Source organism: Halobellus ordinarius, assembly GCF_031823395.1.
Classification (GTDB): domain Archaea; phylum Halobacteriota; class Halobacteria; order Halobacteriales; family Haloferacaceae; genus Haloquadratum; species Haloquadratum ordinarius.
This window is the reverse complement of sequence record NZ_JAVQKJ010000007.1, coordinates 211374-231468: the sequence shown is the minus strand read 5'-3', so window position 1 is coordinate 231468 and position 20095 is coordinate 211374. Positions and strand designations below refer to the sequence as shown.

Annotated in this window: 21 protein-coding genes; 8 read left to right on the top strand and 13 right to left on the bottom strand. The window is 63.2% G+C overall.

Translation table 11 applies throughout. From position 1 onward, the window contains the following. Positions 1 to 66: 66 nt before the first annotated feature. From RJT48_RS12105 to RJT48_RS12095, 3 genes are all read right to left on the bottom strand, one after another. Complete coding sequence (locus RJT48_RS12105) at positions 67 to 1500, bottom strand: DASH family cryptochrome (RefSeq protein ID WP_311172546.1); 1434 nt, start codon at positions 1498 to 1500, stop codon at positions 67 to 69. A 197-nt stretch (positions 1501 to 1697) separates the two neighbouring features. Then, positions 1698 to 2837, bottom strand: a complete 1140-nt coding sequence (locus RJT48_RS12100; RefSeq protein ID WP_311172545.1) for an outer membrane protein assembly factor BamB family protein — start codon at positions 2835 to 2837, stop codon at positions 1698 to 1700. A gap of 121 nt (positions 2838 to 2958) precedes the next feature. After that, complete coding sequence (locus RJT48_RS12095; protein ID WP_311172544.1) at positions 2959 to 4248, bottom strand: MFS transporter; 1290 nt, start codon at positions 4246 to 4248, stop codon at positions 2959 to 2961. Between the two features lie 419 nt (positions 4249 to 4667). On the opposite strand from RJT48_RS12095, the gene RJT48_RS12090 reads away from it, so the two are divergent. After that, complete coding sequence (locus RJT48_RS12090) at positions 4668 to 4892, top strand: ribbon-helix-helix domain-containing protein (RefSeq protein WP_311172543.1); 225 nt, start codon at positions 4668 to 4670, stop codon at positions 4890 to 4892. Continuing rightward, a complete protein-coding gene (locus RJT48_RS12085) occupies positions 4882 to 5265 on the top strand; it encodes a PIN domain-containing protein (protein WP_311172542.1) in 384 nt (127 codons plus the stop codon). Before RJT48_RS12090 ends, RJT48_RS12085 begins: the two co-directional genes overlap by 11 nt. A 183-nt stretch (positions 5266 to 5448) precedes the next feature. Here the strand turns inward: RJT48_RS12085 and RJT48_RS12080 are convergent, their stop codons facing one another. Both RJT48_RS12080 and RJT48_RS12075 read right to left on the bottom strand, forming a co-directional pair. Further along, positions 5449 to 7986, bottom strand: coding sequence for a DUF7827 domain-containing protein (locus tag RJT48_RS12080; RefSeq protein ID WP_311172541.1), 2538 nt, complete (start codon positions 7984 to 7986; stop codon positions 5449 to 5451). A 723-nt stretch (positions 7987 to 8709) separates the two neighbouring features. After that, positions 8710 to 11211, bottom strand: a complete 2502-nt coding sequence (locus RJT48_RS12075; protein ID WP_311172540.1) for a DUF7827 domain-containing protein — start codon at positions 11209 to 11211, stop codon at positions 8710 to 8712. Positions 11212 to 11739: 528 nt separating this feature from the next. Here RJT48_RS12075 and mntA point away from each other — a divergent pair. The 3 genes from mntA (at position 11740) to RJT48_RS12060 (ending at position 12779) form a co-directional block, all read left to right on the top strand. Beyond that, on the top strand, positions 11740 to 12174 hold the full coding sequence (gene mntA / locus RJT48_RS12070; RefSeq protein WP_311172539.1) for a type VII toxin-antitoxin system MntA family adenylyltransferase antitoxin: 435 nt from the start codon (positions 11740 to 11742) through the stop codon (positions 12172 to 12174). A 92-nt stretch (positions 12175 to 12266) separates the two neighbouring features. Continuing rightward, positions 12267 to 12533: a type II toxin-antitoxin system HicB family antitoxin gene (locus tag RJT48_RS12065; protein WP_311172538.1), complete on the top strand. Its 267-nt coding sequence runs from the start codon at positions 12267 to 12269 to the stop codon at positions 12531 to 12533. Continuing rightward, on the top strand, positions 12534 to 12779 hold the full coding sequence (locus RJT48_RS12060) for a type II toxin-antitoxin system HicA family toxin (protein WP_311172537.1): 246 nt from the start codon (positions 12534 to 12536) through the stop codon (positions 12777 to 12779). It abuts the gene before it with no gap. A 149-nt stretch (positions 12780 to 12928) separates the two neighbouring features. Here the strand turns inward: RJT48_RS12060 and RJT48_RS12055 are convergent, their stop codons facing one another. The 6 genes from RJT48_RS12055 to RJT48_RS12030 all read right to left on the bottom strand — a co-directional run bounded on the left by RJT48_RS12055 (position 12929) and on the right by RJT48_RS12030 (position 15102). Further along, positions 12929 to 13120 (bottom strand): PIN domain-containing protein, encoded by a 192-nt coding sequence (locus RJT48_RS12055; RefSeq protein WP_311172536.1) that lies wholly within the window; start codon positions 13118 to 13120, stop codon positions 12929 to 12931. Next, positions 13117 to 13350, bottom strand: coding sequence for a type II toxin-antitoxin system VapC family toxin (locus RJT48_RS12050; protein ID WP_345784750.1), 234 nt, complete (start codon positions 13348 to 13350; stop codon positions 13117 to 13119). Before RJT48_RS12050 ends, RJT48_RS12055 begins: the two co-directional genes overlap by 4 nt. An 87-nt stretch (positions 13351 to 13437) precedes the next feature. Continuing rightward, positions 13438 to 13917, bottom strand: coding sequence for a type II toxin-antitoxin system VapC family toxin (locus RJT48_RS12045; protein WP_311172534.1), 480 nt, complete (start codon positions 13915 to 13917; stop codon positions 13438 to 13440). Further along, on the bottom strand, positions 13914 to 14189 hold the full coding sequence (locus RJT48_RS12040) for an AbrB/MazE/SpoVT family DNA-binding domain-containing protein (protein WP_311172533.1): 276 nt from the start codon (positions 14187 to 14189) through the stop codon (positions 13914 to 13916). Before RJT48_RS12040 ends, RJT48_RS12045 begins: the two co-directional genes overlap by 4 nt. Positions 14190 to 14298: 109 nt before the next feature. After that, a complete protein-coding gene (locus RJT48_RS12035) occupies positions 14299 to 14811 on the bottom strand; it encodes a PIN domain-containing protein (protein WP_311172532.1) in 513 nt (170 codons plus the stop codon). Then, positions 14812 to 15102, bottom strand: coding sequence for a UPF0175 family protein (locus RJT48_RS12030; RefSeq protein ID WP_311172531.1), 291 nt, complete (start codon positions 15100 to 15102; stop codon positions 14812 to 14814). Positions 15103 to 15217: 115 nt separating this feature from the next. On the opposite strand from RJT48_RS12030, the gene mch reads away from it, so the two are divergent. Together mch and RJT48_RS12020 are read left to right on the top strand one after the other, a co-directional pair. Continuing rightward, positions 15218 to 16159, top strand: a complete 942-nt coding sequence (gene mch / locus RJT48_RS12025) for a methenyltetrahydromethanopterin cyclohydrolase (RefSeq protein WP_311172530.1) — start codon at positions 15218 to 15220, stop codon at positions 16157 to 16159. Between the two features lie 4 nt (positions 16160 to 16163). Then, positions 16164 to 16652 carry a double winged helix-containing putative transcriptional regulator gene (locus tag RJT48_RS12020; RefSeq protein ID WP_311172529.1) on the top strand — a complete coding sequence of 163 codons (489 nt, stop codon included), beginning with the start codon at positions 16164 to 16166 and terminating at the stop codon, positions 16650 to 16652. A 28-nt stretch (positions 16653 to 16680) separates the two neighbouring features. Here RJT48_RS12020 and RJT48_RS12015 read toward each other — a convergent pair whose 3' ends face one another. Then, positions 16681 to 18012, bottom strand: coding sequence for a M48 family metallopeptidase (locus RJT48_RS12015; protein WP_311172528.1), 1332 nt, complete (start codon positions 18010 to 18012; stop codon positions 16681 to 16683). Positions 18013 to 18140: 128 nt separating this feature from the next. Here RJT48_RS12015 and RJT48_RS12010 point away from each other — a divergent pair, with 128 nt between their 5' ends. Further along, positions 18141 to 18365 (top strand): AbrB/MazE/SpoVT family DNA-binding domain-containing protein, encoded by a 225-nt coding sequence (locus RJT48_RS12010; protein WP_311172527.1) that lies wholly within the window; start codon positions 18141 to 18143, stop codon positions 18363 to 18365. Positions 18366 to 18408: 43 nt separating this feature from the next. Here the strand turns inward: RJT48_RS12010 and RJT48_RS12005 are convergent, their stop codons facing one another. Then, positions 18409 to 20076, bottom strand: coding sequence for a GTPBP1 family GTP-binding protein (locus RJT48_RS12005; RefSeq protein ID WP_311172526.1), 1668 nt, complete (start codon positions 20074 to 20076; stop codon positions 18409 to 18411). Positions 20077 to 20095 lie beyond the last annotated feature (19 nt).

Sequence of the window (20095 nt, the reverse complement as noted above, 5' to 3'; positions counted from 1 at the left end):
CGACTCCTGGGATGGAGCCGCAAATCCCGGTATTGGGGCGCCTGGGCCTTCGGATACCGACGCCGTTCAGCGGTTCCGCAGTTCGCGATAGCGGGCCTCGACGTCGAGCATCGGCCGTGGATAGTCGGTTCCCAGTTCGAGGTCGTACTCCGCTTGCTCCTGATCGCTCATTCGCCAGGGCCGATGCGCGTACTCCGGCGGGAGATCCGCGAGTTCGGGAAGCCAGGTGGTCACGTAGTCGGCGCCGCCGTCGTAGCGTTCGGCCTGCGAGAGGACGTTGAAGTGGTTGTCCCGGGAGTCGTTGCCGACGCCGGCCTGATAGGCCCAGTTGCCCCAGTTCGAGGCAACGTCGTAGTCGACAAGTCGCTCCTCGAAGTAAGCAGCACCCCACCGCCAGTCGACGCCGAGTGCGTCCGCCAGGAAGGAGGCGACGTTCTGACGGCCGCGGTTGGACAGATAGCCCGTCCGGTTCAGTTCCCGCATATTCGCGTCGACGAAGGGGATGCCGGTCTCGCCGTCGGCCCAGCGCCGAAACGCCTCGCGGTCGCGGTCCCACTCTTTGTGGATGTCGCGGATGCCAGTCGGCGCGAAGAAGTCCGCCCCGTGTTTACGGAACTGGAACTGAAAGAAGTCGCGCCACAGCAACTCGAAGACCAGCCAGTAGGTGTCCTCATTTTCGATGCGTTCGTCCTCGTAGCGTTTGATCTCCCGGTGAATCCACCGCGGGGAGAGACACCCCGCCGCCAGCCACGCCGAGAACTTCGAGGAATAGTCCGCTCCGAGCAGCCCGTTGCGTGTCTGCTTGTACTTACGGAGGTGATCGCCCGCCCAGATGTACTCCCGAACACGCTCTTTTCCTGCGGTTTCGCCGCCCGAAAAGTTGAGGACTGCGCGGTCGTCCACCGGCGAGACTTCCCGATCGCCCGCCGAGAGCGTCGGGACCTCGCCGGGATCGAGTCCACGATCCGGCGTCGACACCGTCTCGGGTGCGGCGACGGGGTCACGAACCGAGGCGCCGGCTTCCACCTCTTTGCGCCACGGCGTGAACGTATCATCGATGCGGTCGTAGGGCGTCGGCAGATCCGCGATGTGGTACAGTGTGTGGGTCCAGCGGCGCTCGAAGGCCACGTCCTCGGGCAGCGCGTCGCCGACCGCGTTTTCCCGCCCCAATTCCTCTGTCGCGGGCTTCGTCTGCGCGTAGACGGCGTCGGCGTCGACCCGCTCGGCGAGATCTGGCACGACCGACTCGACCCGCCCACTGCGCACCAGCAGGTCGCCGCCGCAGTCCCGGAGAGAGTCACGGAGGTCGAGCAAGCTTTCGCTGCGGAACCTCCCGCGGCGAGGACCGCGCTTGTCGGTCCCATAGCGGGTCTCACCTTGCCGACGGGGGTCGGCGACGTAGACAGGGAGGATCTCGTCAGCGGCGGCGACGGCGTCGGTCAGGGTCGGGTTGTCGTCGAGGCGGAGGTCGTCGCGGAACCAGACGACAGCTGTGTCCATACCATCTGCAAGGACCGACTCGGTATGAAATTGGGAGGTGGTGAGTTCGCACGCCGGCCACGGCGGGGGTGCGATCCGCCGTCGGTGCCAGCAAGCCTACTCCCCGTGTTCGCTGGCAGGCGTTCTCTCCGTTCTCGTCAGTGACGCACTCGACGTGGCTCGTCAGCGAGTGTTCCCGGTGCAGTGGCCCGACGGGATCACTCCGCTTCGAGCGCGTACAGTTCCCCGGCAACGGTGCCGACGTAGAGCGTCCCACCGACGACTGCCGGCGAAGACAAGACGGGGCTGCCGGTCTCGAACGACCACTGCCGGTCGCCGCTCGTTGCGTCGATTCCGTAGACGTTTCCGTCGTTACTCCCCGTGTAGACCGTTCCATCGACGATTGCGGGCGAGGAGAAGACGGGGCCGCCGGCCGCAAACTCCCACTCGACATCGCCACTTGCCGTGTCGATGGCGTACAGCTTCCCGTCGTCGCTGCCGACGTAGACGGTCCCGCCGGCCACCGCCGGCGACGAGAAGACGGAGTTGTCGGTCTCGAAGGTCCACAGCGGCTCTCCGCTGGCCGCGTCCATCGCGTACAGCCGTCTGTTGTCGCTGCCGACGTAGAAGGTGCCGTCGGCGACCGCGGGCGAGGAGACACCGCCGGACAGCGTGCCATAGGTCCACCGCGACTTCCCAGTGGCGGTGTCAAGCGCGTACAGGCCCCGGTTGTCGGTCCTGAGATAGACGGTCCCGTCGACCACCGCCGGGGAGGAATACACCGCTCCGTCTGTCTGGTAGGCCCACGTGCGCTCGCCGCTTGCCGCGTCGATCGCGTACGCGTAGCGGTCGGTTCCGCCGACGTAGACGGTCCCGTCGACCACCGCCGGCGACGACTGCACGGCGGCGTCGGTCGCGAAAGCCCACTGCAGGTCGCCGTCGGTCGCATCGAGTGCATAGAGCTTCCCGTCGTTGCTGCCGACGTAGACCGTTCCGTCGACCACTGCCGGCGAGGAGACCACGCCGTCGCCGGTCGCGAACGTCCACCGTCCGCTGCCGTCGTTGCGGTCGACCGCGTACACGTGTCCGTCACGGCTTCCGACGTAGACGGTTCCATCGACGACTGCCGGGGACGACCCCACCGCGTCGTCGGCCGTGACGGTCCACCGGCGCGTGACGCCGTCCGTGGGGCCGATTTCGTTCCGTGCGTGGCCGGTATTCGCGGCGTTGGACCGGTACATCGGCCACTCACCGTCGGCCTGGGTGGGCTGCTCGCTCTCGCCGGCGTCGTTGGAGAGCGCGGAACAGCCGCTGACGAGTGCCACCCCCGCTGTGCCGAGGAACCCGCGCCGTCTCATCGTGTGTGTCTGTGTCTCACAGGCCAAAATGGTTGGTGGCGGGAGCGGCCCCGAGTCAGAGTGCACTCCGGAGGCTACGAATCGATCGCTACACGGACTCGGTGCGACCGATTGGGACGGGTTAGGCATCGGTCAGATCGTCGGTATCCGCCTCGGCACCGCGCTCCGGCAGAAACACGAAGACGACGCCGGCAACACCGGTCAGTCCCGCGAGCAGGAAAAACGATTCCGCGAACAGGTTTGCGTCCGCCAGCGCGCCCACGGCGGTCGAGCCGAACGAGCCGATGACGAAAAAGCCCGTTCGGAGCGCGCCCCACGCGGTTCCCCGGATCTCGGTCGGGAGGAGCGCGACGATGTAGGCGTTCGAGATCGGGCCGACCGAAAGGCGCATCCCGAGGACCGCGACGACGGCAGCGAGTGCGACTACTCCCTCAGCGTACGGCAGCGCGACGAGGGGGACGACGCCCACGAAGGAAACGACTGCGAGCACCCGCCCGTGGCCGTAGCGGTCGGCGAGCGCTCCGCCGCCTGACTGAAACACCGCGGCGCTGAGAAACAGCAGGCCGAAGAGCGTCCCGGCGGTCGCCTCGGAGAGCCCCTTCGCCGTCACGAAGTAGGTCGTCAGGAACGCGGTGACGCCTTGAAAGACGAACAGCATCAGCGTCGCGCCGGCGACTGCAAGTCCGACCTTCCGCGAAGAGACGGCGCGTTTGACAGCTCTTGTGCCGGATTGGACACGTGCGACGATGTTGGTGCGCCAGAAAGTGCGATCGGACGTCTCGCCGGCCCCGACCGAATCCTCGCCTGCGTCGGATTCCGGAACGAACGCGCGAAGCGCAACACCGGCGAACAGGAAGCCGGGCGCGGTCAGTGCGAGCGCACCGCGCCAGCCGACGAGTCCTGTGGCGTAGGTGGCAGCCGGTGGAAGCACGGCGGCGCCGACGCTGCCCGCCGCGAGCACCGTGCCGAAGGCCGCACCGTCGTGTTCGGCGTAGACCCGCGAGAGCAGTGTCCCTCGCGGGGGGCCGAACAGCCCGGAGGCCAGCCCGAATCCGGCGGTCGCAAGCAGGAACACCGCGAACGTCGGCGCGACCGCGAACACCGCCATCGCGAGGGCGCCGCCGACGGCGCTCGTCGACAGCAGCGTCCGTTCGCCGAGCCGGTCGACCAACGCGCCCGCGGGGAACTGCATCGCGGCGTAGGTAACCCACAGCAAGGTGATCGCGGCGCCGGCGACGGTGTCCGAGACCGGGAAGTCTGCCCTGATGGCGGGCAGGAGCGCGGGGATCACGAACCGGAGTCCAAGGACGAAGAACCACCCGCCCGCGACCGCCGACAGCGTCCAGCCGCGGCCATCTCCGCGGAGTGCGTCGGTCGCCGAGGAGATGCGGGCGGTGATGGAATCGGGCACGACTGTGTGTCATCCGAGTCGTCGCCGCACAAAGACCCTGGCGAATTCGGCGGACGTCGGGAGGGCGACGGCGTCGCTGTCGCTCTTCGGTGCCGGCTCCGAAAGAAAGGGTAGTCGAAGGCCGGAATGGTTCCGGTGGTTCACTCGCCCAGCTCAGTCGCGGCGTTCCCATCGAAGATGGAAGCTCGCGAGAACGTTAGCTCTCGCAGCGGACCGAGGCGCGGCTCCAGCTTCTGTTACTGTCGATTCACCTATTTCGAGACATTCTCGTTCCGGTGTCGCGAAATTCTGCATAGTCGACAGTATGAACTCGGGGCAATCCTCGACACGCGGGACCGACCGATCGAATACGAGTCCCGGGTCTCGCGCAGTCCGACTGATCGATAAAATTATACGTATTCTATACTTACCCTATACTAATGAGTACTGACAGACAGCCCGTACCGGTTTCGCTCCCGTCGGAACTCGTCCGCGAACTCGACAAACTCGTCGAAGAGGGGCAGTTCGGTTCGCGATCCGAGGCGCTCAGATACGGGGCCCGGCTCGTCGTTCGCGAGGAATTCCAGAAGCGACTCCACGAACAGACGTCCGAAGAGGCGAAAGACGACATCGAGGAACGGCTGGATCGCAAACGTGTATCTTGACACCGACGTCGTTCTCGCCGTTCTGAAGGCCGACGACTGGCTCAGTTCGTCGGTCGATATCGAGACAATCGACGACCCGAAGACGTCCGTCTCGACGTGTATCGAGGTCCAGTACGCGATGGACGACGAGTGGGATCGCGAGCGGCTCACCACCGTGAACGAAGCGCTCGCGGAGGAGGGAATCGAACTGGTTCCGCTCGAAGAAGCGCACGTCGCTGCTGGAGGGACACTCCAGCGGCGATACGATCGACTCAACCTCTTCGATGCGGTTCATCTCGGTACTGCTGACGTGCTCGACGAAACCCTCGTCTCGACCGATACGCTCTACCCGTCCATCGAGGAGATCGAGACGGTGGATCCGCGGGACCTGTGATCTCGTTTTTATCCTCGCTTCGCCTCCTCTTTCTCCCCTGACGGCTCGCCTACAGGTCGGCAAATCCAGTAGCGGGAGGTGATGATAGAAATCGGTAGCAATCGCTCTTCGATTAGCGTCCGAAAGAAAGGGAAGTCGAAAGGCCGGAATCAGTTCCGGTGGTTCTCTGTTAGCCGGTCAGCCTTAGTCGCGGCGAACCGCGAGCAGGGCTGCGGCGAAGAGTGCGGTGAGCGCGACGACCACACCGAATCCGGGCGTGGAGGTCGGCGTCTCAGTGTCCGGCGCGGACGTGTCCGTACCCGGTGTGGAGTCGGCCGTCGTCGTGTCGGGTTCAGCCGTGGCGGTGTCCGTATCCGACTCGGACGTCGCCGTCTCTGGCTCCGGCGTCGGCGTATCCGTTTCGACTGCTTCGACGACTTCACCGTCTTCAGTCACTTGATCGGCGCCACCGGAACCGTCGTCGATGACGATCTCGTAAGTGTCGCCGACGTTCTGCTCGCTGAAGTCGAACGTCGTGCTCCAGGTGCCGTCGGACTGGACCACGGGCGAGGCGGTCTTCAGGAAGCTCGGACTGGTGTCGTCCGTGCTGCGCACGCGGAGCGTTAGTTCCGTGCCGGGTGCGATGTTCGTGTTACCGCTGATGGTCTGGCCTTCAGCGTTCGACACGTTGTACGGCGCGTCGATGTTCACTTCGGGCTCCTCAACCGTGTACGAGACGAAGGTTTCCTCGTTTTCGTCGTCTTCGTTGGTCGTGAAGTCCCAAGTGGCGCCGTCCTCATCGCCGAGGACGGTGAAGTTCGCTTCGAGCTCAGTGTCGTCGTCGTTCGGGACTGCCTCGGCGTTTGCCCCGGTCTGATCGTCGGCGAGGTTCACGCTTCCGGTGTCAACGATCACGAAGTACGTGTCGTTCGGGCCGTCGGCGATGACAGTCACGTTGTCACCGTAGCCTTTCACGACTTCCTTCGCGTCCTGGTTTGCACCGGGGTCAGCCTCTTCGATCGTCAGGTTGATCGGGCCAGTGCCCTCGTCGATGTTCTGGAACGCAGTCGTGACATCCTCGTTGTCACGTGCGTCGAGTGCGCCCTCGAAGCCGGACGCTTCGAGCTGGTGGATCGCGTAGTCGCCCGCAGCGGTGTCGGACGACTCCGTGATCTGTCCCTCGTCGAGCGCCTCGTTGACGTCTTCGAGGTCGCTAATACTGCTGATTGCTTCGGAGCTACCGGTCCACATCCGGAAGGCGTCCGTGCTGCGCTCTTCGAGCGTAACAGTCGCCACGTCGTCGGCGTTCGTCACACCCGTGCCGACACCCGCGTCACCGGCTTCGACCTCGAGGTCGTAGTCACCGGCGTCGATCAGGTCATCCGTTTTCGTGGGGTTGTTCTGATCGAGGATGTTGTCGTCGCTGTCACTGTCGAGACGGAAGACATCGCTGCCGGTCTGCATCGCGTAGGTGTTGACGTAGACGGTCACTTCGTCGTCACCGTCGTCGTCTTCCACTGTCGCGTTCGCGACAACGCCGTCCTCTTCGGAACCGAAGCTGATGGTCGCTTCGGACGTCTCAGTCATTTCAACGGTCGTCTCGAAGAAGTCACCTTGCGCGGTCGAAAGCGCGTTGTCCGCGAAGTTGACGTCCTCGTCGTCAGCCTGGCTGACCGTAACCTCCGAGGACTCGGAGTCGATACCCGAGAACAAGTCCATCGCTCGGACGGTATATTCGCCTGGGTCAAGTGCGTCGCCCTCGTCGGCGGTCGAGGTATCAAACTCGAAGGTGAATTCACCCTGACCGTCGGTGGTGAGCGTGCTACTCGTGTTGATTTCATCGCCACTGTTATCAAGGAGTTCGAACTCGATAGGACGGTTCCCCGCATTCGCAGTCACATCTGCCTCGATCGTGTCGTCGTCGGTGACGTTCAGGTCGTCGACACTTAGATCGAAGCCGAGATCACGGACGGTGACGTTTGCCGTTCCGGAGGTGCCTTCAACGTCGATATCGAACGTTCCGAGGTTCCGATCTTCGGTAGAGAGCCGGTAGATCTTGCTCGTCGGTCCGGTCGATCCCTCGGCGAAGTACGAGTCGGTGTCTTCACCGGTGCCCTCAACTGTGACAGCGGCGTCAACGCTGTTCGAGATCACCGAAACGTTGCTGCCGCGGTACACCGAGAGTGTGTTGCCGCCCTTGACCGTTGCGGGTGCGAACGTGACGCTCTCGTTCCCGCTGTTCGAGACGGCGTTACCCGACGTATCGGTGACCGAATCCGGAACGTGCACGACTACGTCGCCGGTCCGGAGTTCGTTGCCGTTGAACTCTACGACGACGCGGCCAAGATCAGGTTGGCTGATGCTGTACTCAGATGAGCTGATCTGCGAGTCGTCTTCGTAAATCTCTATGTTACCGAGCGTGCTCGAATCAATCTCCTCGCTGAATGCGAGTTCGATTTCGGGGTCGGTGCTCGATGACGAATCGTCGTCGTAGTGGATCGCACTTTCGAGTGTCGGATTACCGGACTGGCTCCCGACGCCAGAATCAAGGACCGTGATCTGCTGGAAGTTCTCAGGTTTGTTGTCGTTCCCCTCCGAGAAATCACCAGTCGCGTTGAAGTCGACACCGAACTGAGAGTTTACTGTCGTGTCCCCCGCGACTTCCGGAGTGCCAACATTAGTGACATCAAAGGATACGTTTACTGTATCGGGATTACTGCCGGTATCATCCGCTAACGTCATATTAATTACGTTATTTGCAGTATCTACGTTAGTGCTTCCGACTGTTACGTCCCCTTCCCTGACGAAAGTATTCGTTACTGTGCCAGTTTGAGTTGTGAAGTTATCTGGAAGCTTTACAGAAAACACCTGATCTGTGGTGTCTGAGGTGTTGAGTCCGGTCGCATTAAGCGTGAAATTGAGAGTGTTTGTACTCTGTTCATCAAGTGCTGATGGATCGATACTACTGTTATCGGCATCCACGTCAGCCGGTGCTGGCGCTGCAGCAACACTCCCCGAGAACGCTACGGTCCCAGCGAAGACGCTGAAAACCATAAGCGTCGCGAGGAAGACTGCGCGACTTTTGTTTGTATTATCTGTCATATCATTCCCTTTGAAACGGCAGTGTTTCGGACTCGGCCGAATTTTGATTCGGCCGACATCCTACGCCTTGCCGTCTCTAATATGGGATTATCGGACTTTTCGGGACCGGATATAAATAGTTTCTCCCACCTCTACGAAGGTGACAATTCAGAAATAGGAACGCGTCGGGAGTTACGCAACGAGTTTCTCGGAAGCAGGAGACGGTTATCACATTTTCGGGCAGTCGGTGTATATCGGGATAGAACCCAGAAGGTGTGGGTTATCGAGTTGGCCACGAGATATGGCCGTCGCTGGTGAGGTAGCGTCCGAAAGAAATGGAAAGTCGAAAGGCCGGAATCAGTTCCGGTGGTTCAGCCGTTCAGCTCAGTCGCGGCGGATCGCGAGCAGGGCTGCGGCGATGAGCGCGGTGAGCGCGACGACCACACCGAATCCGGGCGTGGAGGTCGGCGTCTCAGTGTCCGGCTCGGGCGTGTCCGTGTCCGGTTCGGGCGTGTCCGTGTCCGGTTCGGGCGTGTCCGTGTCCGGCTCAGGCGTGTCCGTGTCCGGCTCAGGCGTGTCCGTGTCCGGCTCAGGCGTCGCCGTACCGACGGATTCTACGACTTCACCCTCTTCGGTCTCATCCGACGCAAGGATGATTCCCGAGCTACTGACGGTGATATCGTACTCGTCGCCGATGCTCTGCTCGCTGAAGTCCATCGTCGCACTCCAGGTGCCGTCGGACTGGACCACGGGCGAGGCGGTCTTCAGGAAGCTCGGGCTCGTGCCGCTCTGACTACGCACGCGGAGCGTCAGTTCGGTGCCGGGTGCGATGTTCGTGTTACCGCTGATGGTCTGGCCTTCAGCGTTCGACACGTTGTACGGCGCGTCGATGTTCACTTCGGGCTCCTCAACCGTGTACGAGACGAAGGTTTCCTCGTTTTCGTCGTCTTCGTTGGTCGTGAAGTCCCAAGTGGCGCCGTCCTCATCGCCGAGGACGGTGAAGTTCGCTTCGAGCTCAGTGTCGTCGTCGTTCGGGACTGCCTCGGCGTTTGCCCCGGTCTGATCGTCGGCGAGGTTCACGCTTCCGGTGTCAACGATCACGAAGTACGTGTCGTTCGGGCCGTCGGCGATGACAGTCACGTTGTCACCGTAGCCTTTCACGACTTCCTTCGCGTCCTGGTTTGCACCGGGGTCAGCCTCTTCGATCGTCAGGTTGATCGGGCCAGTGCCCTCGTCGAGGTTCTGGAACGCAGTCGTGACATCCTCGTTGTCACGTGCGTCGAGTGCGCCCTCGAAGCCGGACGCTTCGAGCTGGTGGATCGCGTAGTCGCCCGCAGCGGTGTCGGACGACTCCGTGATCTGTCCCTCGTCGAGCGCCTCGTTGACGTCTTCGAGGTCGCTAATACTGCTGATTGCTTCGGAGCTACCGGTCCACATCCGGAAGGCGTCCGTGCTGCGCTCTTCGAGCGTAACAGTCGCCACGTCGTCGGCGTCCGTCACACCCGTGCCGACACCCGCGTCACCGGCTTCGATCTCAAGGTCGTAGTCACCGGCGTCGATCAGGTCATCCGTTTTCGTGGGGTTGTTCTGATCGAGGATGTTGTCGTCGCTGTCACTGTCGAGACTGAAGACATCGCTGCCGGTCTGCATCGCGTAGGTGTTGACGTAGACGGTCACTTCGTCGTCACCGTCGTCGTCTTCCACTGTCGCGTTCGCGACAACGCCGTCCTCTTCGGAACCGAAGCTGATGGTCGCTTCGGACGTCTCAGTCATTTCAACGGTCGTCTCGAAGAAGTCACCTTGCGCGGTCGAAAGCGCATTGTCCGCGAAGTTGACGTCCTCATCGTCAGCCTCGGTGACTTCGACTTCCGAGGATTCGACCGTCACGCCGGTCGCGTTGTCAGTCACTAAGACCGTGTACGTACCGGTTTCAAGTGCCTCATTACCGTCGGCAGTTGCGGTGTTGAAGTCAACGTCTCTCTCGCCCTGGCCGTCTAGCGTTGCCGGGGTTTCGTTGAGGGTGTCACCGCTGCTATCGAGCAGTTCGACATTGACTTGCCGGCCGCCGGAGACGGCAGACACGGTAGATTCGATCGTGTCGTCAGTGGTGACGTTCTGATCGTCAACCTCGACGTTGAGCTCGAGATCGCGAACGTTGATGAACGTCCGGTTGGCCGAATCATCGGAGTCCTGGACGAAGATCCGGTACTCTCCGAGTTCACGGTCAGACGTGTCGAGGGTGTAGACTGTACTGTTGTTTCCAGTGCTACCTTCCGTGAAGTAGTTGTTATCTTCTCCCTCGACGGTGACGGCGGTTCCGGGGAAGCCGTACGTGTTAGCTGGGTCGGTAATATTGCTTGAATTGACAGCGATAGTCACACCCTGGTATACGGTGTGGTTGGCGCTGTTGTCCTGCACGTCAGCGCCGCCGCCGCCGAAGCCACCATCAAATTCAAGCGTTCGTCCGGCGAAGACGACGGATTTCTCGCCCGGATTGGCAATGTCATCGCCAGAGCTGGACTTGACGTTCTCCGAAATTTCGACTTCCAGGTCATTCGAAGCGACGACCCGGTCCAGTTCGATAATGACTGAAGCGTTCTGTTTTCTGTAATCGCTGACAACATCGCTGGTGATGTTGTCATCGTCGTCAAGAACTGTGAAGTTTTGGTGGGTCAGACTCGCATCGCTAACATTCCCATCTTCGAACGGTACCTCAATCACTGCATCTCCGTCACCGCTATCAGTGACGTAGTGGACGGCGTTCCCGCCGTAACTCGGCTCTTCCGCAGCAGCAGTCCCTGCAAACGCCACGGTCCCAGCGAAGACGCTGAAGACCATAAGCGCGGCAAGGATTACTGCGCGCGTCTTGTTTGAATTTCCTGTCATAGTTTGTTGTGTTTACCGCAATCGGCGACAGCAGCTTTGCGCGCACCGAACGCCGGATGCGTGCGTCCGACCGTTCGGACGTGGTCCGCAGTACTCGCTTCTGCCACCATGGGTAGGGGTACGATGCAAACAAGTACGACGCCCGGTAAATACTTTGTGTAGTTGTCTGACGCAAACGGCCGTGAGAACGCCACAGTCGCCGAAATTCTGTGAGAAGAGTTCCCATACAATTTGGGGCGATGGCATCGATTATGTGCTCGGGTGACGAAGGTCGTGATGATGAGCCAGGAACAGCAAGACGACGTCCGCGACGAATGCGAGACGCGCGTCGCCGGGATCATCGAGTGCGACCGGGACTGTCTCGACCGACTAGCGTAGGTCCCCCCGCCGAACGAGGGTTCCCATCCGTCCAGCATTCCGATTGCAGAGCGCGTGATCAGCAGGGATAGAGCGTATTGATTCGCTCGCCCGCGTCAAGCAGTTCGACCGCTCGCTACAATCACTACCCCGGAGTCACAAGGACGAGGTATGACCGAAGCGGACCGACCGGATTCGGCGGAGGTGGACCTCGACGGGATGTGTGCGTTCCTCGGTCGAAAGGACATCGACTTCGCCGTCTTGTTCGGTTCTCACGCCCGCGGAGTCGCAGAAGACTCTTCCGACGTCGACATCGCGCTGAAGTTTCACGACGACATCGACGAGCGCGAGTGTTTCCGCCGTCGCAACCGGATCGACGCCGAAGTACAGGCGTACGCCGACGGATTCGTCGACGTGAGCGACATCGAGACACTCCCCACACACGTCGCACGCGCCGCACTTCGGGAGGGAATTCCGCTCGTCGGAGAGAAATCCGTCATTGATGCGTACAGAGCTCGGACCGAAGCCGAATACGACGCCCGCTCGGGTGAGCGAAAGAACGAACGGGAACAGTTCATCGAACGACTCGCGCGCGGGGACGTCTGATGGAGTGATCCCCCAGCAACGAGCGTTTCGAGAACGATTCCCTAGAGCCGTCACGACAGAACGCTTATTCGATCGGTCACCGAAGTGGGTGTATGGCGAGCACGACACGGGACGCGCCCGACGATGAAGGCGTGATCTTCATCCGCGAGGATGACGGCTCGATTACCGCGAAGGACCTGGAAACGGGACTCGCTCGCGGCGGCGACAGCCGAGCCGAAGCGCTTCGCTACCTCTCGGAAGTCCTGGAACTGCACGAGGGCGGCGGCGAGCCCGTCACGGAAGCGGATCTCGAGGAGTTGGGGCTTGAGGATATCGTAGCCTCCGGTGAGACGAAAGAACTCCCCGATTTTATGAAGTGAATGGTTCGGACGACGTTCTCCGGACGCGAGATCATCGGCGTACTTACTGATTTCGGCTGGACGCCGGTCTCGCGTGAGGGTAGCCACATCCGACTGCGATACGAGAACGCAGATACCGGCGAGATCCGGCTTGTCGACGTACCGCTACACGACGAAATAAAGATCGGGACGCTTCACTCCATTGCTGACCAGTGTGGTGCGGAAGACTTCCACGCCTGGTGTGAGTGGATCGACGAGCACCGTTGAGCCGTGTTGTAAGTGAACGAACAGAAACCTGAGCCGTAGTACTCACGACCCCCGGAATGACACGTGAGGACAAAAAAGCCGTCTCCACTCGGAGCGCTCCGAACCGGCCAAGGTTCCACGTCTCACGCCCTACCCGAATGATCCTTCTATTACGCCTCGATGTCTAGCCCCGAAACCCGCTCGAAGTGCTCGTGGTGGGTCACGATCCGCTCGCCGTGGTGTCGACAGACGCCAGCAATCAGCGTATCGCCGAGATTGATCCGTTCACCGCTATCCAGAAGTTCGGCCTCGACCATCGCGGCCTCCCGGCCAGTCGGCTCGAACCCGGCGCTTGCTGTCAAACTGTCGCCGGATCGAGTCGCTGAATGACACCATCGAAATCGTCGTCAAAACTCAGTACACGGTCGATCCCGTGCCGCTCCGCGATCGCGACGGTCGTCGCGTCGGTGAAACTCAGTTCCTGATCGTCGCACTGCTCGAAGGCTGTGATGGCAGTGGCGAAAACGGCCGGCGACACGTGGAGGAACTCGAATACGGTGGGATACAACTCAGTTACTGTCGTTACCGTAATCGGGTGAAAGGCTCGCGTTGCAGCCCGGAGGGAGTCGATCAGCAGTATTCAACCGCCGACCATCACGGGGCCCTAAAAACCACTCCGTCACGTCTCCGGAATCACGCGCAACGACGAAAAGTACGACCCGTAAAATCCGGTATCGAAACTGACCAGCGCGTCCGCGTCCGCGACTGCGTGGCCGCCGACGAGGAAGTCCGCAGCGATGTGCTGTCGTGGCGCGAGGGCCTCTTCACAACTCTCACACTGAACTGAGCGGACGTCGCCGCACGAGGGACACTGAATCCCGTCGGGGCGCCGGTCCGTGTACCGCTGGAATGCTTCGCCCGCCCGGAATAGCGCGTCTCGCGAGGGCTCTACGACCTGGATACTGAGGTCACCGAGAAACTGATCTACCGCGGAAGCCGTCTCGAACTGTCCGTCGGCCGCGAGTTCGCTGTAAACGATCGGCGTGACGACGACGCGCCCGTTTCGGTACGCCTCCCGCAGCGCGGCTTCGCTGTCGTCGGCGTGGGTGTCGTCGTAGAGCAACGCGAGAAGCGCGTTGGTGTCGACGGCTGTTATCACGCGTCGGCGTCCTCCGTCTCTGAGAGATCCGTCTCGCGGGGATACTCACCGCGGAGTCGGCGCATCCGCTCCGGCATCGTCTCCTCGCCCGCGGCACGTCCGCGATACTTCTCGAACGGATCGGAGCCATCGGATGCGGTCGGTGCCTCTTTCCGAATCTCGTAGCCGGATTCGGTCGGCTCGAAGATGACCTCGTCGCCGGATTCGATTCCGAGTTCCTCGCGGACGTCCTTCGGGATGGTGACCTGGCCTTTCGTGGTAACCCGAGGCATTATTCGCACTTAGTGAGTAATACAATATAAGTATTACTTGATGAGCGCGACGTCGTGGTCGTCGCATCGGATCCGTTCGGCAACACACCGCGGCGGCCCTATCCTCTCGTCAGTCCGCGAGCGATTCCAGTTTCCGCACGATCTTCGCGTAGACGTCGGGCGCACAGTACCACCCCGCGTCGACCATCTCGTCGATGACGGTCCGAGCAGCCTCGGGGGAGATCACACCCAGAGAGGCGAGCAGCAGAATCAGATACGCAGTGCCTCGCGTCTCGATTCCCTCCGTCGCCGCGACGTCACGACCGTACGTCTCGTCCATCACGGCCACCCCGTCGTTTGCCCCGGCGTAAGCGAGCACGGCAGCGTCAGCGTCACTCAGGTTCTGATTCTCCCGCAACCGCGACAGCAACTCGGTCTCGATGACGTCGGCGATTTCAAAAACGCCGTCATCGACGGCGCACTCGACGCGCCGTGCGTCGGGATAGTCCTGCTCGATGCCCGCTTCGACGACCTCACGGTAGACCGGTTCGGGTATCACACACGGCTCGTCGAGGTGGTCCGGAAGCGGGATTCGGTCGGCTTTCGCCAGATAGATGAGCGGCGTCGCGTCGAAGACCCACATTCAGAGGTCCTCGAGATCCTCCCGAAGATGCTCGTCGTCGACCCAGGTGACGTCCCGCTCGTCGGCTAGCTGCGCGAAGTCCCAGACCGACATCCCCGCGATTTCGGCTGCCCTGCTGAAGGTGATCGAGCCCGATTCCAGTCGTTCGAGCGCCTGCTCGCGGCGCCACTGTTCGAGTCCCTCTGCGAGCAGCTTCCGGATAGCCGTACTCCGGTCGAGCTTTTCGGCTTCGAGGTACGCTTCGAGTTCGGCTTCGACCTCGTCGGGCACCCGGGCTGATACCGTCCCCATACTGTATACGTCGTGTGCAACGTATACAAACCTTCGGTTGCACCAATAACGCCGAAGAAAGTAGGGAATCGATCGACTACCAATCCCTTTACCGGACGACGCCCAATCCGACCCTATGGATTCCATCAATCGGATGGCCATCGAACTCGTCGACGAGGCCATCGACTTCGCGGACGAACTCCGCGTCGATCCCTACGAACTGGACTCGGGCGCCACCGTCCTCGATTTCGGTGTCGACAGCGAGGGCGGCCTCGAAGCCGGGATGCTCCTCGCGGAGGTCCAGACCGCCGGCCTCGCGACCGTCCAGGCGCGAATGGACGAGATCGCGGGCGCGCCCACCCCGCACGTCGAACTCGCGACCGACCACCCCGCCGTCGCCCTGCTCTGCTCGCAGAAGGCGGGCTGGGAGCTCACCTTCGAGGACCCGCCGTTCGACGGCCTCGGTTCCGGACCAGCACGTGCGCTCGTCGCCGAGGAGGACGAGTTCCACGCCATCGAGTACGCCGACGAGTTCGATCTCACCGTCCTCTCCGTCGAGAGCATCGACCTCCCGGACGATCGGATCGCCGAACACGTCGCCGAGCGCGCGGGCATCGATCCCAGCGGCGTCTTCCTCCCGGCGTACGCCACGGGCTCGACCGTCGGCAGCGTCACCGCGGCCGCCCGCGCGGCCGAACTCGCGCTCTTCCGCCTCTTCGAACTCGGGTACGACGTCCGGAACGTCAAGTCCGTATTCGGCTCGGCACCCGTCGCACCCGTGAGCTACGACGAGAGCGTCGCGATGGCGCGAACGAACGACGCCTTAGCGTACGGCGGCGAGGTCCACCTCACCGTCGCCGAGGACTTCGAAGAGTTCGAGAACGTGCCCTCGAGCGCCCGCGAGGAATACGGCCGCCCCTTCGCGGAGATCTTCGAGGACGCCGACTGGGACTTCTACGAGGTTCCCGAATCCGTCTTCGCGCCCGCGAAGGTGACGATCGACGTCGTCGACGGCCCGACCCACGTCCTCGGCGAAACCGACGAAGAACTGCTCGCGGAGTCCTTCGAGTACCGATAGAGACGTGCGCTTCAAACTCCTCCCCGAACCGCCCCAGTCGCTCGATCTCGTCGCCGAGGCCCAGCGCGCCGTCCCGCTCGTCCCCGGCTCGGAGGACGACTGCTGCGCCCGCCTGATGCGCCGAGTGGACTTCCCCTCCCGCGACGTCGCGCGAACGTGGCTGACGTTCCTCCGGGCGCTCGAACTCGCCTCGGAGACATCCTCGGGGTTCGTTCGGGAGTCGACCGACCCGACGCCCGAGCAACTCCGAACGGCGTTCCGCGAGCGCGTCTACGGCGCCCGCGAGGTGCTGGAGTCTCTCGACAGCGACGGGCCAAAATCTATCGACGAGGTCTTCGCCGACTTCGAGGAACGCGTCCCGGTCTGGGAGACCCACCGCGCGGCCGGCGACTGGCGCGACGTCTGGCGCGAGCGCGTCGAGCGAATCCTCGGCTGGGCGGTCCTGCTGGATCTGGCCGCCGAGCGCGACGGCGGCTACGTGCGCGTAGAATAGGACGGAGTCGTAGCCGGGTTCCGGCCGCTTACGTCGCCGGCGGCACGTCCGGGCCGCTCCCGTGTTCATCGTCCGCGACTCCGTCGGCACCGTCGCCACCGGGACCCTCGCTCTCGCCGTACTGTTCCCGCAATCGACGGATCCGCTCGGGAATCGGCGGATGTGTCAGGTGGAACGCGGCGTAGGCGGGGTGCGGGAAGGGGTTACTCAGATTCTCGCCCGCGAGCGTGCGCAACGCACGCGCCATCGATTCAACCTCGCCCATCGTCTCGGCGGCGAAGTCGTCGGCCTCCCGCTCGTGCGCCAGAGACAACCGGTTCGTCAGCGGCGCGGTCAGGGACAGCACCGGCGCGGCGTAGAGCAGGCCGATCCCGAGCGCGGCGTAGGTCACCTCCGGCAGCCCGAACGCCGCGTACACCCACTGCGAGGTCGTCACCCACCACAGGAACGCGAAGACGACGGCCATCTGCACCGCGGAGGCGGCCACTTGCTTCCAGATGTGTGCCTTCTTCCAGTGAGCGAGTTCGTGTGCGAGCACCGCCTGGATCGCCTCCCGGTCCATCTGCTCGACCAGCGTGTCGAAAAGCACCACGCGTTTCGCGCGCCCGAACCCGACGAAGTACGCGTTCGAGTGCGAAGACCGACGGCTCGCGTCCATCTCGTAGATCTGCTCGCAGTCGAAGCCGGCGCGCTCGAAGACGTCCTCGACGGCCTCTCTGAGGTCGCCGTCCTCGATCGGCTCGAAGTCGTTGAAAAGCGGCGCGATCACGCGCGGGTAGAGCACCATCATAAGTAGCGAGAAGCCGACGACCAGCACCCACCCGACGACGGGCCACAGCGTCGGCAGCGCCGCGACGGCAAGGAGGATCCCGCCCGCGATGAGGCCGCCGAGGACGAGCGCGACGATCGTTCCGACGACCAGATCGCGCAGCCACAGCGCCGGCGTCTGGTTGTTGAAGTCGAATCGCTCCTCGACGACGAACGTCTCGTAGGCGTCGAACGGCGCCGAGAGCACGCGCCCGGCGAGCACGGCACCCGCGAAGAGGACCACGCCCTGCGCCGCGCTCGGGAGCCCAGTCTCGGTCAGCGCTCTCGCGATGTCGCCGTAGAGCCCCGAAACGACGATCGCGAGGATGAGGACGACGCTGATCCACGACTGGAGCCGCGCGAGAATCGTCTTCGAGCGCTGATACGCCAGCATCGCCTCGGGGTCGTCGACGCCGAGCGCATCCTGCACCCACTCGGCGGCGTCGCGAACGGCCGACGCGCCGTACCGGAGGTTCAGCCGGTCGAGGACCGTCTCAAGCAACTGAACGCCGACGAGGAGTCCGACGAGCGCGAGTACCGCTGTCGATACCATTACTCACTGGTGGGACGTCGCGCAACTTCAACGTCGCGGACGGGAGTGCTTACGGCAAAGAGTAAGAAAGTGCGAATACCGCCGATCTTCGCGGCATTCTTTTGAATCTCCCCCACAAACCACAGCGTGTGTCCGGGGAGATGCTCGATTCTCGGGGACGGTTGACGATCCCGGAAGAGTTGCGGGAGCGGTACGGCGACCATTACTACATCGTTGACGTAGACGGCGGGATCAAACTGATTCCGATTGCCGATGATCCGCTCGCCGCGCTGAGAGATGAGTTCCGTGAAACCGACAAAACTGCCGAAGAGCTTCGTGATGACACACGGCGAGCGGTGTTAGACGAAGAATGACGTCCGCTCTCGGAAAGTATGCTACCGAGTCGACCGCGGTCAGCTACTCCCCGTCTTCAGCTCCCGTAGACCCGCCGCTCTCGCCGTCGCCGACCTCCATCACGGTCCCGACACCCTTCGATTGGCCCTCGCGGAAGACGAACCGCTGGCCCTCCTCGACGAGATACGGCCGGAACTTGAACTCGACCGTCGCCGTCCCGGTGTCGCCCGGCAGGAGTTGACCACCCTCCGGGCGGAAGATGGCCGCCTCACCGACCGTCTCCAGGTGGACGACTGGCTCGTAGCCGTCGCGGATGCGCGTCGGGTGGTTCAGGACCATCACCTCCGCCTCGAACGACCGGACGGGCGTCGGATCGGCGTCAGCGGGGAGCAGCGCCATCCCGCGTTCGATCTCCGCCTCGTCGACGCCTTTCAGCGCGATACCGACGATCCGGCCCGCCTTCGCCCGGTCGACGCGGTGGTGGTGCATCTCGATCGATCGGACCTCGACCTCGCGGAACGAGCCGTCCGACATCGGGCCCAGGAGGAGTTCGTCGCCCGCCTCGACGCTCCCGGAGTTGACGGTCCCCGAGGCGACCGCGCCAACGCCGGTGATCGAGTAGGTCCGGTCGACGTACATCCGGAAGTCTGCTCGCTCTTCGGTCGCGGTCTTCGGGAGGCGCCGGAACATCGCGTCGAGGTCGTCGAGGCCGTCCATCGTGACCGCGCTGGTCTGCAGGATCGGGACGACCGAATCGCCCAGTTCCTCGACGGCGACCTCGACGCCGTGTCTGTCGACCCGCAGTGGGGTCCGTTCGACGTCCCGCAGCAGGCGCTCGACCTCGCGCTCGACCGTTTCGAGACGTTCCTCGTCGACAGCGTCGGCCTTCGTGATTGCGACGACGGTGGGCAGTTCCATCGCGAGTAAGATGCCGAGGTGTTCCCGCGTCGTCTTCGTCGGCCCGTCGTCGGCGGCGACGACGAGCAGCCCGTAATCGAGGCGCTGGCCGACGAGCCCGCGGATCGTCGTCCGCAGCCAGGGCTCGTGGCCGACCGTGTCGACAAAGGAGACCAGCCGGTCGGACTCCTCGACCACGCGCGCACGGTCTGACTTCCGGTGGGGGTTGTCCATGTGGACCGCCTCGCCGTCGGCGAAGCCGTAGACGGCATACGAGAGATCCGCCGAGAGCCCCCGTTCGACCTCGTGCGGCTGGACGTCCAGGAAGCCGCGTGTCCCGCCCTCGCCGTCGTCGGCAGTCCCGGTGACGAGCGAGCCGACCAGCGTCGATTTGCCGTGGTCGACGTGGCCGGCGGTCCCGACCACGATGTGATCCTCGTCGACGTCGAGCACCGCGCCCTCCTCGACTGTCGCGACGCCGACAATCCCGTCCCCGCTGTCCTCACCGTCTGTCCCGTCGTCGCCGACGCCCCAGGTCTCGGCGTCGGCGATGTGTGCGCCGGCCTCTTCGGCGAGGATCGAGAGCACGTCCATCGATTCCGAGAAGGCTTCCGGCGAGATGCCCGCGATCCCGCCGTCGTCGGTGACTCCGACCACGTACGTCGCCGTGCCGTCCCCGGAGAGCACGCGGTGACGGAGCTGTGCCGCGAGGCTCTCCAGCCGACCGTCTGCGAGGTGGAGGTCCCGCGAGAGCCGCTCTTTGAATTCGACGTTGCCACCCTCCTCCTCGCCGCGCTCGAGGGCCGCTTCGAGAACGGCCCGATCAGCGCTCATAGCCGCCGATAGGGAACGC

Excerpts from the sequence above, each read along its gene's own strand:
- RJT48_RS12060 (WP_311172537.1), top strand. The coding sequence starts at position 12,534 with ATGGTTCGGACGACGTTCTCCGGACGCGAGATCATCGGCGTACTTACT.
- RJT48_RS12090 (WP_311172543.1), top strand. The coding sequence starts at position 4,668 with ATGAGTACTGACAGACAGCCCGTACCGGTTTCGCTCCCGTCGGAACTC.
- RJT48_RS12040 (WP_311172533.1), bottom strand. The coding sequence starts at position 14,189 with ATGCCTCGGGTTACCACGAAAGGCCAGGTCACCATCCCGAAGGACGTC.
- RJT48_RS12100 (WP_311172545.1), bottom strand. The coding sequence starts at position 2,837 with ATGAGACGGCGCGGGTTCCTCGGCACAGCGGGGGTGGCACTCGTCAGC.
- mch (WP_311172530.1), top strand. The coding sequence starts at position 15,218 with ATGGATTCCATCAATCGGATGGCCATCGAACTCGTCGACGAGGCCATC.
- RJT48_RS12075 (WP_311172540.1), bottom strand. The coding sequence starts at position 11,211 with ATGACAGGAAATTCAAACAAGACGCGCGCAGTAATCCTTGCCGCGCTT.
- RJT48_RS12005 (WP_311172526.1), bottom strand. The coding sequence starts at position 20,076 with ATGAGCGCTGATCGGGCCGTTCTCGAAGCGGCCCTCGAGCGCGGCGAG.
- RJT48_RS12035 (WP_311172532.1), bottom strand. The coding sequence starts at position 14,811 with ATGTGGGTCTTCGACGCGACGCCGCTCATCTATCTGGCGAAAGCCGAC.
- RJT48_RS12015 (WP_311172528.1), bottom strand. The coding sequence starts at position 18,012 with ATGGTATCGACAGCGGTACTCGCGCTCGTCGGACTCCTCGTCGGCGTT.
- RJT48_RS12105 (WP_311172546.1), bottom strand. The coding sequence starts at position 1,500 with ATGGACACAGCTGTCGTCTGGTTCCGCGACGACCTCCGCCTCGACGAC.
- mntA (WP_311172539.1), top strand. The coding sequence starts at position 11,740 with ATGACCGAAGCGGACCGACCGGATTCGGCGGAGGTGGACCTCGACGGG.
- RJT48_RS12030 (WP_311172531.1), bottom strand. The coding sequence starts at position 15,102 with ATGGGGACGGTATCAGCCCGGGTGCCCGACGAGGTCGAAGCCGAACTC.
- RJT48_RS12065 (WP_311172538.1), top strand. The coding sequence starts at position 12,267 with ATGGCGAGCACGACACGGGACGCGCCCGACGATGAAGGCGTGATCTTC.
- RJT48_RS12080 (WP_311172541.1), bottom strand. The coding sequence starts at position 7,986 with ATGACGTTAGCGGATGATACCGGCAGTAATCCCGATACAGTAAACGTA.